The organism is Nonomuraea sp. NPDC051191 (assembly GCF_044455665.1).
In the GTDB taxonomy this organism is placed as follows: domain Bacteria; phylum Actinomycetota; class Actinomycetes; order Streptosporangiales; family Streptosporangiaceae; genus Nonomuraea.
The window spans coordinates 1-12,296 of record NZ_JBITEZ010000028.1; the positions used below are offsets into that span (position 1 = coordinate 1).

The 12,296-nt window shown below is 74.6% G+C and carries 9 protein-coding genes; 2 read left to right on the forward strand and 7 right to left on the reverse strand.

All coding sequences use genetic code 11. The annotated features are described in order from the left end of the window. From ACIA8R_RS48825 to ACIA8R_RS48855, 7 genes are all read right to left on the reverse strand, one after another. Positions 1–2,650, reverse strand: a 2,650-nt coding sequence (locus ACIA8R_RS48825) for an amino acid adenylation domain-containing protein (protein ID WP_397044748.1), incomplete at its 3' end; no start/stop codon positions are given. Positions 2,651–2,674: 24 nt separating this feature from the next. Then, positions 2,675–5,905, reverse strand: a complete 3,231-nt coding sequence (locus ACIA8R_RS48830) for an amino acid adenylation domain-containing protein (protein ID WP_397044750.1) — start codon at positions 5,903–5,905, stop codon at positions 2,675–2,677. Then, positions 5,902–6,129, reverse strand: coding sequence for an MbtH family protein (locus ACIA8R_RS48835; protein WP_357707321.1), 228 nt, complete (start codon positions 6,127–6,129; stop codon positions 5,902–5,904). The genes ACIA8R_RS48830 and ACIA8R_RS48835 overlap by 4 nt, the downstream gene beginning before the upstream one ends. Then, on the reverse strand, positions 6,126–7,433 hold the full coding sequence (locus tag ACIA8R_RS48840) for a glutamate synthase-related protein (protein WP_397044752.1): 1,308 nt from the start codon (positions 7,431–7,433) through the stop codon (positions 6,126–6,128). The genes ACIA8R_RS48835 and ACIA8R_RS48840 overlap by 4 nt, the downstream gene beginning before the upstream one ends. Continuing rightward, on the reverse strand, positions 7,430–8,416 hold the full coding sequence (locus tag ACIA8R_RS48845; RefSeq protein WP_364097235.1) for an asparagine synthetase A: 987 nt from the start codon (positions 8,414–8,416) through the stop codon (positions 7,430–7,432). The genes ACIA8R_RS48840 and ACIA8R_RS48845 overlap by 4 nt, the downstream gene beginning before the upstream one ends. Continuing rightward, positions 8,385–9,674: a methylaspartate mutase gene (locus ACIA8R_RS48850; protein WP_364097238.1), complete on the reverse strand. Its 1,290-nt coding sequence runs from the start codon at positions 9,672–9,674 to the stop codon at positions 8,385–8,387. Before ACIA8R_RS48850 ends, ACIA8R_RS48845 begins: the two co-directional genes overlap by 32 nt. Then, positions 9,671–10,132, reverse strand: a complete 462-nt coding sequence (locus tag ACIA8R_RS48855) for a cobalamin-dependent protein (protein WP_357707326.1) — start codon at positions 10,130–10,132, stop codon at positions 9,671–9,673. Before ACIA8R_RS48855 ends, ACIA8R_RS48850 begins: the two co-directional genes overlap by 4 nt. Positions 10,133–10,304: 172 nt before the next feature. Here ACIA8R_RS48855 and ACIA8R_RS48860 point away from each other — a divergent pair, with 172 nt between their 5' ends. Both ACIA8R_RS48860 and ACIA8R_RS48865 read left to right on the forward strand, forming a co-directional pair. Continuing rightward, a complete protein-coding gene (locus ACIA8R_RS48860; protein WP_364097241.1) occupies positions 10,305–10,955 on the forward strand; it encodes a TIGR00730 family Rossman fold protein in 651 nt (216 codons plus the stop codon). A gap of 1 nt (position 10,956) precedes the next feature. Then, positions 10,957–12,240, forward strand: a complete 1,284-nt coding sequence (locus ACIA8R_RS48865) for a Zn-dependent hydrolase (RefSeq protein ID WP_397044755.1) — start codon at positions 10,957–10,959, stop codon at positions 12,238–12,240. The last annotated feature ends 56 nt before the right edge of the window (positions 12,241–12,296 follow it).

The following is a 12,296-nucleotide window of genomic DNA, read 5'->3' on the forward strand; positions in this document are numbered from 1 at the left end:
CCGGGTCCCTGACGAGGGCGGCTTCGATCTCGCCGGGCTCGACCCGGAACCCGCGGATCTTGACCTGGTCGTCACCCCGGCCGAGGAACTCCAGCACACCGTCGGCCCGCCAGCGCACCAGATCGCCGGTGCGGTACATCCGGGCCCCCGCGACGAACGGATTGGCGACGAACCGGGCGGCGGTCAGGGCGGGCTGCCCCAGATAGCCGCGGGCCAGCCCCAGACCCGCCATGTACAGCTCGCCGGTGACGCCCACCGGCACCGGACGCAGGCAACGATCCAGCACGTACGTCTGCTTGTTGCGCAGCGGACGTCCGACCGGGACCGGGCCGCCGGCCGTGTCGCGCACGTCGATGCGGTGGGTCGTGGTGAAGATGGTGCTCTCCACCGGCGAATAGCCGTTGACCAGCAGCAGGTCCGGACGTGCCCGCAGCAGCCGCTCGACGTGCGCCGGCGAGGCCGGCTCGCCGCCGGTGAGCACCTGCGCGACCGTGGCGAACACCTCCGGATACTGATCGATCATCAGGTTCAGCAGGCTGGCCGACAGATGCAGCGTGGTGACCGCGTGCCGGGCCACCGCGTCGCGGATCGCCGCCGGGTCGGGCCGCCCGCCGTTCTGCAGCACGCAGGCGCCGCCGAACAGCAGAGCGCCGAACAGCTCCAGGGCGAACGCGTCCCAGGACACCGGTGAACACTGCAGCCACACCTCACCTGGGCCCATCCGGGCGAAGTCCTGGCCCTGCAGGGTGCTCACGATCGCCAAGTGGGGCGTCGCCACGCCCTTGGGCACGCCGGTGGAGCCGGAGGTGAACATCACGCACGCCAGGTCCTGCGGCCCGGCGACCGGCGGCAGGCCCGACGACGGCCGGACCGCGATCGCCGGCGCGTCGCGGTGCAGGTCGACCGTCCTCACGGGGCCGGCCTCGGCGCGGTCGCGGCCGACGACCAGCCGCACCCCGGCGTCGCGGATCACCGCGTCGCGCCGGGCCTCGGGCAGCGCCGGATCCAGCACGGTGTACGCGGCGCCGGCCTTGAGCACCGCCAGCACCGCCGTCACCAGGTCGGCGTCGCGCTCCAGCAGGACGCCCACCACGTCGCCGCGCTCGACGCCCTGCTCGTCCAGGTGCCGGGCCAGCCGGTTGGCCCGCTCGTCGAGCTCGCCGTAGGACACGGCGCCGCCGTCCACGTCGATCACCGCGACGGCTCCGGGGTTCGCGCGCGCCTGGGCCTCGAACAGCTGCGGCACGGTGTGGGCGGGCGGCACGCCGGCGGTGTCGTTCCACTCGGCCAGCACCCGGTGCCGTTCGTCGGCGGTGAGCAGGTCGAGCTGCCCGATCGGGATCCCGGCGTCGGCGGCGACCGCCTCCAGAACGGTGACCAGCCGCGCCATCAGGGCGCTGACGTCCCCGGCGGCGAGCATGTCGGTGCGGAAGTGCAGGCGCAGCTCCACCTGGTCGCCGGGCTCGACCACCAGCGACAGCGGGTAGTGCGTGGTGTCGCGGAACCCGACCTTCGCCCGGACCGCGCCGCCGCCGGGCAGGTTCACCGTGAGGTCCCCGTCCGGGAAGTTGTCGAAGACGATCGTGGTGTCGAACAGCGGGCCGGACCGGCCGTCGCGCCGCTGGATCTCGGCCAGGCCCAGATGATCGTGCTCGTACAGGGCGAGGCGCTGCTCCTGGACGGCGGCCAGCAGGGTGCTCAGCGAGTCGGTGTGCCGCCAGGTCACCCGCACCGGCACGGTGTTGATCAGCATGCCCACCATGGCGTCGGACCCGGGCAGGTCGGCCGGCCGCCCGCCGACGGTGGCGCCGAACACCACGTCGTCGCGGCCGGTCAGCTGGCCCAGCACGACGCCCCAGGCGGCCTGGAGCACCGTGTTGAGCGTGACGCCGTGTTCCCTGGCCTGTCGCCGCAGGCCGTCCGACAGGTCGAGCGGCAGACCCCGGACGACGTCGTCGCGCTCACCGCCACCGGACGGACGGCTCCCGGAGCCGGTGAGCACCCCCTGGACCAGGGTCGCCTCGTCCAGCCCGGACAGCGCGCGCGCCCAGGCGTCGCGGGCCGCGCCGTGATCCTGACGCTCCAGCCAGCGCAGATAGTCGCGGTACGGCGCCACCGGCGGCAGGCCGTCGTCGCGCCCGCCGGCGGCCAGCACGTCCAGCAGCTCGCGCAGCAGCAGCGCCGTGGACCAGCCGTCGAGCAGCAGGTGGTGCACGGTCATCACCAGGCGGTGCCGCCGGTGGCCGAGCCGGATCAGGGTGAACCGCATCAGCGGCGGCCGGTCCAGCGCGAACCCCCGGGTCCAGTCCTGTTCGGCCTGTACGGCGGCCTCCTTCCGCGCCGCGCCCGGATCGCGGTCGGACAGGTCGATCTCGCGCCACCGCAGGGGCGCCTCGCGGTGGACCACCTGGACCGGGCTGCCGGAGCGGCGGGTGTGGAAGCCCGCCCGCAGGTTGCCGTGCCGGCGCGTCACCGACTCCGCGGCCTGTCGCAGGTGGCCGGCGTCCACGTCGCCGTCGAGGTCGACGGTGAACTGCGCGACGTACAGGCTCGACGCCTCGCTCTCCAGCCGGGCGTGGAACAGCAGACCTTCCTGAAGCGGGGAGAGCGGCAGGATGTCCTCGATCGGTGACGGCGTGCTGGTCGTCATGTCAGCTCCTTCTGCTGGCCGCGGTCACGACCGGATCGCGTTGAGTTCCGCTTCGAGTTCCGCCAGCTCCGCCGCGCTGACCGAGCGCAACGTCAGGTCGCGTGGCGCCGCGGCGGCGGCGGTGTCGTCGGCGAGCCGGGTCAGCAGGCGGAACCAGGTCTCGGCGAGCCGGGTCACCTCGGGCCGGGTCAGCGCGCCGGCGGCCCAGGACCAGGTCGCGCGCAGCACCGGCCCGCCGGCGCCGTCGACCACCGCCGCGTTGACCTCGACGGCGTGCGCCGTCGGCATGCCGGCGCCGAAGCAGTCCAGGCCCACGCCGAAGTCCGCGACGATCGTCCAGTCGCCGGTGCCGCCGCCGTCGAAGCGGCCCAGGTAGTTGAACCCGATCTCCGGCTCGGTCCCCGTGACGCGCTCGCCGGGCGCGCGCAGGTACCGGTGCAGGCCGTACTCCAGGCCCTTGTCCGGGAGCTCCCGCAACTGCTCGCGTACCAGCCGCAGAGCGGCCCGCGGGTCGTCCCCGTCGTTGTCACCGGCCTCCAGCAGCCGGACCGGGAACAGGGTGGTGAACCAGCCGACGGTCCGGGACAGATCGGTGCCGTCGCGGTCCTCCCGTCCGTGGCCCTCGACGTCCACCACGACCGGCCGGTCCGGCGTGCCGTCGCGGCGGGCCTGCTCGCGCACGGCCAGGGCGAGGCCGGTGAGCAGCAGCTCGTTGACCGTGGGGGAGTCCGGGCCCACCAGCCGCTCGGTGGTGGCGGGGTCCAGGTCGAGCGTGAGCAGGCGGTCCGGTGACTCGTGGTCGGTCCGGGCGTCCGACGGCCGTCCGAGGCGGGCGCGGCCGGCGTCGAGCACCGACGACCAGTACGCCGCCGCGCCCGGCCGGGCGCCGGAGCGTGCCTCGTTGTTCAGCAGCCGCGCCCAGGTGCGGAAGGACGTCACCGCGGGCGCGGGCCGCCATCCGGCGACGCCCTGCCAGGCTTCGCGCAGGTCGTGGAGCAGGACGCGCCACGAGACGCCGTCCACGCACAGATGGTTGACGACCAGGCCGAGCATGGCCTGCCGCCCGGGTTCGGCGCTGAACCAGACCGCCTGGACCAGCCGTCCCTCGTCGAGGCTCAGGCGCTGTTGCGCGGCGGCGAGCTCCGCGCGGATCAGCTCGTCGGCGGCCTCGCCGGTGCGGCCGTTCAGCGGCACCTCGGTCAGGCACTGCAGGGCGTCCACGTCGTCCGGTGCGGGCACGAGCAGTTCCCACTGCCCGTCGGCGGTGATCCGGCGGCGGGCCCGCAGCATGTCGTGGACCTCCAGCAGGCGCCGCAGCACGCCGGTCAGCCACTCGCCGGTGACCTGCGCGGGGATCCGCAGCACCAGCCGCTGGCAGAACGCGTCGGCCGGCCCGCCCCGCTCGCGCAGCCAGTGCACGATCGGAGTCAGCGGCACGGCGCCCCGACCGGCCTCGGGCGCCTCGGCGGCGACGGCGGGCGCGGGGCGCGACAGCGCGCGCTCGGCGAGCTCGGCGACCGACCGGGCGCCCATGACGTCGCGCACGGTCACCGGCAGCCCGGCGCGGGTGATCTGCCCGGCGGCGTCGATGGCCTGGATGCTGTCGCCGCCCAGCCGCAGGAAGCCGTCGTCGGGGTGGACCGCCGGCAGGGCCAGGACCTCGGCCAGGATGCCGCAGACCAGCCGTTCCGGGTCGGTGCGGGCGGCCCGGCCGCCGCCGGTCCGCGGCGGTTCGATCGCGGCCAGGGCGGCCCGGTCGAGCTTGCCGTTGGCGGTGACCGGCAGCTCGTCCAGCGTGACGTAGCGGGCGGGCACCATGTGCGCCGGCAGGCGCTCGGCCAGGTAAGCCTCCAGGGCGTCGCCCGTCACCGGCGGGTACGCCTCCATGGCCTCGTCCGTCACCGCGTCGGCGGCGACCAGGTAGCCCACCAGGTGCTGGTGGCCCCCGGCGTTCTCACGGACCAGCACCGCGGCCTGCTCGACCGCCGGGTGGCCGGTCAGCGCCGACTCGATCTCGCCGAGCTCGATGCGCTGTCCGCGTAGTTTGACCTGGTTGTCGACCCGGCCGGCGTACTCGAACGCGCCGTCGGGCCGGCGCCGGCCGAGATCGCCGGTCCGGTACATGCGCTCGCCCGCGGCGCCGAACGGGGCGGCCACGAAGCGGGTGGCGGTGAGCCCCGGCCGGCCCAGGTAGCCGCGGGCCAGCTGGACGCCGGTCAGGTACAACTCGCCGACCTCGCCGTCGGCGACCGGACGCAGCGCGCCGTCGAGCACGTGCACCCCGGTGTTCCACACCGGCCGCCCGATCGGCACCGGGACGTCCGGCATGCCCGGTGGGCAGGGCCACGCGGTCACGTCCACGGCGGCCTCGGTGGGGCCGTAGAGGTTGTGCAGCTCGGCGTCGTGTGCCTGGTGGAAGCGGTGGACCGTCTCGGCGGGCAGGGCCTCACCGCTGCACAGCACCCGCCGCACGCTGGGCAACGGTGTCCCGGGCCGGGCCCGGAGGAAGGCGGCGAGCATCGACGGCACGAAGTGCAGGGTGGTGATCCGCTCGCGGTCGATGACCTCGGCCAGGTAGGCGGGGTCGCGGTGGCCGTCCGGGCGGGCCATGACCAGCGTCGCGCCCTGCAGCAGCGGCCAGAAGAACTCCCACACGGACACGTCGAAGCCGGCCGGGGTCTTCTGCAGCACCCGGTCGTCGGGCCGCAGGCCGTACTGCGCCTGCATCCAGGCCAGGCGGTTGACGATGGCCCGATGGCTGATCCCGACGCCTTTGGGACGTCCGGTCGAGCCGGAGGTGTAGATGACGTACGCCAGGTTGCCGGGCCGGACCTCGGGCAGCGTGACCGACGGCGCACCGGCATCGGCGACATCGACGGTGACGACGCCCTCGAAGGCGTCACCGGCTCCGGACGTGACGGCGGCGACGGCCCCGGCGTCGGCCAGCAGGAAACGCAGCCGCCGCGGCGGGTCGCCGGGCTCCAGCGGCAGGTACGCGGCGCCGGACTTGATCACCGCGACGATCGCCACGACCAGGCCGGCGCCGCGGGGCACGGCGACGGCGACGACCCGCTCCGGGCCGGCCCCGGCGTGCCGCAGCCGCCGGGCCAGCCGGTCGGTGCGGGCGTCGAGCTCGGCGTAGGTGAGGCAGGCGTCCTCGGCGACCACCGCGGGGGCCCGCGGGGTCCGGGCCGCCTGCTCCCGCAGCAGGCCGACCAGGGTTCCGGCCGGGACGACCGGGGACTCCTGGGTCATGGCGTCACCGTTCCCGTCCCGTCCATCTCGGCGGCGAGGCCGGCCGGCCGCAGGTCCGTCCAGTTCTGCTCGACGTAGCGCAGGCAGGCGTCGCGGGTGTCGCCGCCGTGCGCCACCGACCAGCCGGCCGGTACGGCGGCCGTGACCGGCCACAACGAGTGCTGGCGCTCCGCGTTGACCAGCACGAAGTATCGGTCGTTGTCGGACTCGAACGGATTGGTCACGGCGCTACTCCTTGCAGCTCGGGCGTGCGGTCGGCGGGGGAGCCGGCCGGGTTCCAGACGTCGTGCGGGCTCAGCGCGGCGGGCGCGTACTGGCCGAGGGCGCTGATCAGCATCCGCATCTCCAGCTCCAGGCATCGGACCAGCCGCACCAGACCGGCCGCGGGGTCCTCGTCGGCGGCCAGCATGGCCGCGCGGCCCAGCCCGACGGCGGTGGCGCCCAGCGCCATGCACTTCACCGCGCGGGCGCCCTCCCACATGCGGCCGGACACCAGCAGGCCGCGCCGGTCCGGGCCCAGCCGGCGCAGGCACTCGTGCAGCGGCAGGCCCACGTGTCCGAGGAAGGCCGACGGCGCCCAGCCGGTGCCGCCCTCCGCGCCGTCGACCGTGACGGCGTCGGCCCCGGCGGCCCGCGCGACGGTGGCGGCCTCCGCGACGTCGCGACCCGGGTGCAGTTTCACCCAGATCCGCACCCGCGGGAAGTTGTTGCGCATGAAGCGGATCTGCTGGGCCAGGATCTCGGCGGTGAAGGTGCCCGGCGTGCCGCACCGCAGCAGCGTCGCGGATCCGGATCCGGCGTCGGAGCCGGAGTCGAGCAGTTCCTCCAGGGCGTAGCGGTCCGCCAGCCGCCGCGCGGCCGCCTGGTCCACCAGGGTCATGCCGCCGAGACCGGGTTTGGCGCCCTGGCCGAGCTTGAGCTCGAACGCCAGCCGGCCGGAGTCGAGCAGCCGCTGCGTGGACGGGTCGCCGTAGACCAGCTGCCAGACCTCGGCGTCGGCGTCCTCGGTGCTCTGCTGCACGACGACCCCGCCGGTCACGTCGTCGGCCTCGGCGGCGTAGGCGCGCAGCCGCGACAGCAGGGACCGGCCCGCCGGTTCGCTGTCGCGGCCGAAGCCGTTGACGGGCACGACGTTCTCGCCGATCACCATCGGCAGGCCCAGGCTCGCCGCCTGCCGGCTGACCGCCAGGCCCAGCTCGTGGCCGGCGGCCCGGGTCGAGCCGAACGCGGAGACGTACACCGGCAGCGGCGAGCGCAGGGCGCCGATCACGGTCGACAGGTCGACGTCGCGGTAGGTGGGTTCGCGGCCGAGCTCGATCAGCTTCTCCAGCCGGTTCGGCATGAACACCGGCGGCACCAGCCGGGTGGACTCCAGTGGGTCGTCGCCGGCGGTGTCCTGGGCGCCGAACAGGGAGCCGAACAGGGCGCTGCCGTAGCCGCCGGCGTCCGGGAACAGGGCCGCGACGCCGTGGCGCGCCCGTCGGCGTACCGGCTGCTCGGGGAACCCGTGCGCGACGAGCCCGGTCACGGCGTCGCCGTCCCGGGCAGCTTCGGGTAGGCGCTGGCCTGCCAGACCGCGTCGAGCCCGGCGACGTAGCGGGTCAGCCGTTCGAGGCCGAGGCCGAAGCCCGCGCTGGCCGGGACGCCGGTGCGCAGCAGGTCGAGGTACCACTGGTACTTGGCGGGATTCTCGCCGGACTCGCGGATGCGGGCGACGACCCGCCGGTAGCCGGACTCGCGTTCGCTGCCGCTGGCCAGCTCGCCGTACCCCTCGGGGGCGATCAGGTCGAAGTTGCGCAGCACGCCGGGCTCGGTCTCGCTCTCGCGGTCGTAGAACCCCCGGCTGCCCTTCGGGTAGTCGACGATGAAGAACGGCCGGGCGGCCTTGGCGGACAACTTCGCCTCGCCCGGCCAGTCGATCTCGGAGTCCGCCTGCTGCGAGTCGTGCCCGATGGCGTGCAACGTGCGTACCGCCTCGGCGTGCGTCATGCGGTCGAAGTCGCCCTCGCCGTAGCCGGCGAACGCGCCGGGGTCGCGGCCGAGGGTCTCCAGGGCGTCGGGCCGCAGGCTCGCGGTGCGGGTCACGACGTGCCGGAGCAGGTTCTGCGCCAGCTCGACGGCCTCGTCGCGGGAGGCGCCGGCCATCTCGACGTCGATCTGGTGGAACTCGACCAGGTGCCGATCGGTGGCGGCGGTCTCCAGCGGCTCCAGCCGCACGCACGGCGAGATGAAGAAGATCTTGTCGAACATCAGCAGCGACGCCTGTTTGTACAGGATGGCGCTGGTCATGAGCTTGTACCGGGAACCGTAGAGGTCGACGTCGGCCGGCTTCGCGCCGCGCCCGCCGGGGTCGGTCACCGGCCCGATGATCGGCGCCTGCAGCTCCATGAACCCGGCCGCGGTCAGGAACTCCCGGGCGCAGGCCAGCACCTGGCCCTGGACGGTCAGGGCCGCCCGGGTGACGGGTGAGGTCAGGTGGTCACGTAGCTCCGGCATCGGTCCCCGCGTCATGGGATTCACCTCGTTGTTCGTCGAAGGTTCGCTGTACGTACGACAGGGCGGCCAGCAGGTCGCCGGCGCGCATGCGGTGGCGCGTCGGTTCCACCAGGTCGCCGAGGGGCAGTGAGCCGATCCGCGACCAGCGCAGGACGCCGTCGCCGTCCAGGAAGCTGCGGGTGCGGCCCTGGTTGTCCGGGTGCAGGCAGTACGGGACGTCCAGGTAGCCGTGCCGGAACGCGCGGATCAGGGCGGTCCCGACGTCCGGGTCGAGATCCAGCACCGCCTCGATCAACGCGCGGGCCTGGGCCAGCACGCCGGTGTCGGCGACCGCAGGGAGGGGCGCGGTCCGCGCCCGCGCCGCCGCGTGCTCGGCGGTGCGCAGGGCCTGCACGTTCTCGGCGACCGTCGGGATCCGGTACGCCTCGGCGGTGGTCTTCACGATCAGCCGGGCGGCGCCGCTGTGGACGGTCAGCCGAGCCGCCTGCCTCAGCAACCGCGAAGCGCCGTGCGCGGTCCGCGGATACAACCCCATGTAGGCGTAGACGACGATGTGCCAGTCCAGGCCGCCGAGCCGTTCGGCGGCCAGGGTGCGCAGCGCGCCGACCGCCTCGCGGTCCTGTGCCTCGTTGGTCTGCTGGGCGTAGCTGAGCGAGACGCTGCGCAGCCCGTGCTGGGCGAAGAACAGCGCCTCCAGCAGGCTGAGCGCCACCAGCATGGCGGGCGGGGTCAGCTGGCCGAGCATGCAGCCGCCGAACGTCTCCAGATGCGGTTCGCGGTCCGGGCCGATGCCGGCGGCGAGCATGCCGGCGCAGCGGGCCCAGTTCGACACCGACTCGGTCAGCGGCGTGCGGGAGTAGGGCAGGCAGTAGGAGATCGGCCCGCCCTCGGTGGCGTCCAGGCCGGCGGCCAGCGCCGTGGCGACGATCGGCCGTGGGTCGGCGGAGCCGTGCCGGACCTGGACCGGGAACGTCTGGTCGCGCACGCCGTCGAGCATCCGCCGGATCGCGTCGGCGCCGTGCGCGACGATCGGAAAGCCGTTGAGGTCCTCGCCCGCGGTCAGCGCCCGGCGCGCCGAGGCGTGGTCGCCGACCCTGGTGTAACTGTCCACGGTGATGGTTCCCGCGGTGGTGCGGGCGGCGTCGCGGGTGGCCTCCAGCCCGGCGCGGGTACGGCTCAGCGAGCTGAAGCCCATCCGGGGCTGGACCACGACCCGGCGGTCGGCGGCCGCCGCGGCGACGAACGCGCCGAACGCGTACTCGGCGGTGGTCATCGCGCCGGGACCGTCGCGGCGTAGGCCAGCAGCTCGCTCACCTGCTCCCCGAAGACCCGGTCGAAGCCCGCCGCGAGCAGTTCGGGCGCGAGGCGGGAGTTGGGCCGGCCGGCGATGCCGAGCTTGCCGCCGATCACCGCGGGCACGCCGGCGGTCTGCGGGCACTGTCTCAGGCGTCGTGCCGCCCGGGCGGCGTCGTGCCGGCCGTGCCCGTTGACGCTGCTCATCACCAGCAGGTCGGGACGCAGGTCGCGGCAGCGGTCGATCAGCAGGTCGTCCGGTACGCAGGCGCCCAGGTTGGCCACCGCGTGACCGGCCTCCTCCAGCAGCAGCTGCAGGTAGACCAGGTTCCAGGTGTGCGCGTCGGAGGACGTGCCGGACAGCAGGACGGTGAGATGCCCGCGGCCGGACCGGACGGGTACCTCCGGTGCGGCGGCGGCGACTGCGGTGGCAAGCACGCGGCCATCCCTTCTGGTGGCGGGCGGGGCTCGTTCACGTCTGGGCCATCGTGGAGGGCGGGCCTACCGGGGAGCTGTCGCCGTCCTATCGGCGATCTCTCACCGCGCCACCCGACGCCGTCGGACGCCGCCGATATGCCGGTGATAGGCGGCGCGTGTTCCATGCATCGGCATGACCCTGCGAAACCTGTCGGCGATGCCGGCCGACGAGATGTCCAGCGGCACGGCGCCGCGCCCCCTGACGATCTGCGTCTTCTGCGGCGCCCGGCCGGGCCTGCACGCCGGCGACGCGGAGACCGCCCGGCGGCTGGGACGGCTGATCGGCAGCCGCGGGCACCGGCTGCTCTACGGTGGCGGCGGATCGGGACTGATGGGCGAGCTCGCGTGGTCCGCGCAGCGGCACGGCGCGCCGATCACCGGCGTCATCCCCACGTTCCTGTACGAACGCGAGCGCGGCATCGCCGCCCCGCCGCAGGACACCGTGCTGACCACGACTATGGGCGAGCGCAAGTCGGCCTTCCTGACCAGGGCGGACGCCTTCGTCGCGCTGCCGGGCGGGTTCGGGACGCTCGACGAGGTGCTGGAGGTGATCAGCCTCAACCAGCTGGAGGTGCTGGCGAAGCCGATCGTGCTGGTCGACTCGGAAGGCTTCTGGGGGCGCTTCGTCGCGCTGGTGCGGGACCTGGCGCACCGGGGTTTCACCGAGCCCGGCTTCGGCCCGCACTGTTCGGTGACCGACAGCGCCGAGGACGCGCTGCGGTGCCTGGAGACGTACCTGGCCGAGGTGGCCGTCCCGGTCGCCGCCGACGTGGAGGGGCGTTGAGATGAGCTCTTCGGTGACCGAGTCGCGCGCAACGGTCGTGGCGGACGTCCCGCGGGTCGACGGTCCCCGCCTGCTGCGCGACCTCGCGGAGCTGGCCCGCTTCGGCGCCGACGACCGGGGCGGGGTGTCCCGTCCCGGCTTCAGCCGCGCCGACGCCGACGCGCGCCGCCACCTCATCGGCAGAGCCGAGGCGGCGGGCCTCGCGCCGGCCGTCGATCCGGCGGGGAACCTGGTGGTACGCCGCCGCCGGCGCACCGCGGGCCCGGTGTTGCTGATGGGCTCGCACCTCGACAGCGTGGTGCACGGCGGGCGGCTGGACGGCGCGTACGGGGTGGTCGCGGCGCTGGAGGCGCTGCGCGTCCTGGCCGGCCGGGACGAGCCGCTGAGCTGGGAACCGGTCGTGGTGGCCTTCACCAACGAGGAGGGCGCCCGCTTCCCGCAGGCGTTCTGGGGCTCGATGGCCCTGACCGGCGACCTGTGCGACCCGCGGCGGGCGGTGGACCGCGACGGCGTCTCGATCGCCGGGCCGTTGCGCGAGGCCGGCGGTGACCTGGATCGGGTCGCCGACGCCGCGTGGCCCGACGGCTCGATCGGCGCGTTCCTGGAGCTGCACATCGAGCAGGGCCCGGTCCTGGAGCGCGCCGGGGTCCCGATCGGGGTGGTGACCAGCATCGTCGGCCGCACCCTGTTCGAGGCGCGGGTGCGCGGCCGGCAGGGCCACGCCGGGACGACGCCCATGGACCTGCGCCGCGACGCCATGGCCGCCGCCGCGCGGGTCGTGCTCGCCGTCGAGGAGCTCGCCCGCTCCGGCGCGTGCCAGGTCGCGACGGTGGGCGCGCTGAACCCCACGCCGAACGTGCCCAACGTGATCGCCGGCGAGGTCCGGATGACGGCCGAGCTCCGCGACACCGACAAGGACCGCCTGGCCGCCGCCGAGGTGGCGCTGCGTGCCGTGGCGGAGCGGATCGCCACCCTGACCGGCACGACGATCGAACTGGACCCGGTGATGCGCGCGACGCCGGTCGCCACCGACGCGGGCCTGCGGCGGGTGATCGCGCGGGCCAGCTCCGGGCTGGACCTGCCGAACCGGACGGTGGCCAGCGGCGCCGGCCACGACGCGCAGATCATGGCCGCGGCCGCGCCGATCGGCATGATCTTCGTGCCCAGCGTCGGCGGGGTCAGCCACGCGCCCGACGAGCACACCGGCGACCGGGAGCTGGTGGCGGGCGGCGACGTGCTGTTGCGGGCCGCGTGGGAGCTGTGCCGGCGAGGCGCGATCCACTGATTCACAAGAAGTCTTGCGAAAACTGGCTCTGAGGGGGTATCAACGAAAGGAGTCTT

Excerpts from the sequence above, each read along its gene's own strand:
- ACIA8R_RS48850 (WP_364097238.1), bottom strand. The coding sequence starts at position 9,674 with ATGACCACCGCCGAGTACGCGTTCGGCGCGTTCGTCGCCGCGGCGGCC.
- ACIA8R_RS48860 (WP_364097241.1), top strand. The coding sequence starts at position 10,305 with ATGACCCTGCGAAACCTGTCGGCGATGCCGGCCGACGAGATGTCCAGC.
- ACIA8R_RS48845 (WP_364097235.1), bottom strand. The coding sequence starts at position 8,416 with ATGACGCGGGGACCGATGCCGGAGCTACGTGACCACCTGACCTCACCC.
- ACIA8R_RS48865 (WP_397044755.1), top strand. The coding sequence starts at position 10,957 with ATGAGCTCTTCGGTGACCGAGTCGCGCGCAACGGTCGTGGCGGACGTC.
- ACIA8R_RS48830 (WP_397044750.1), bottom strand. The coding sequence starts at position 5,905 with ATGACCCAGGAGTCCCCGGTCGTCCCGGCCGGAACCCTGGTCGGCCTG.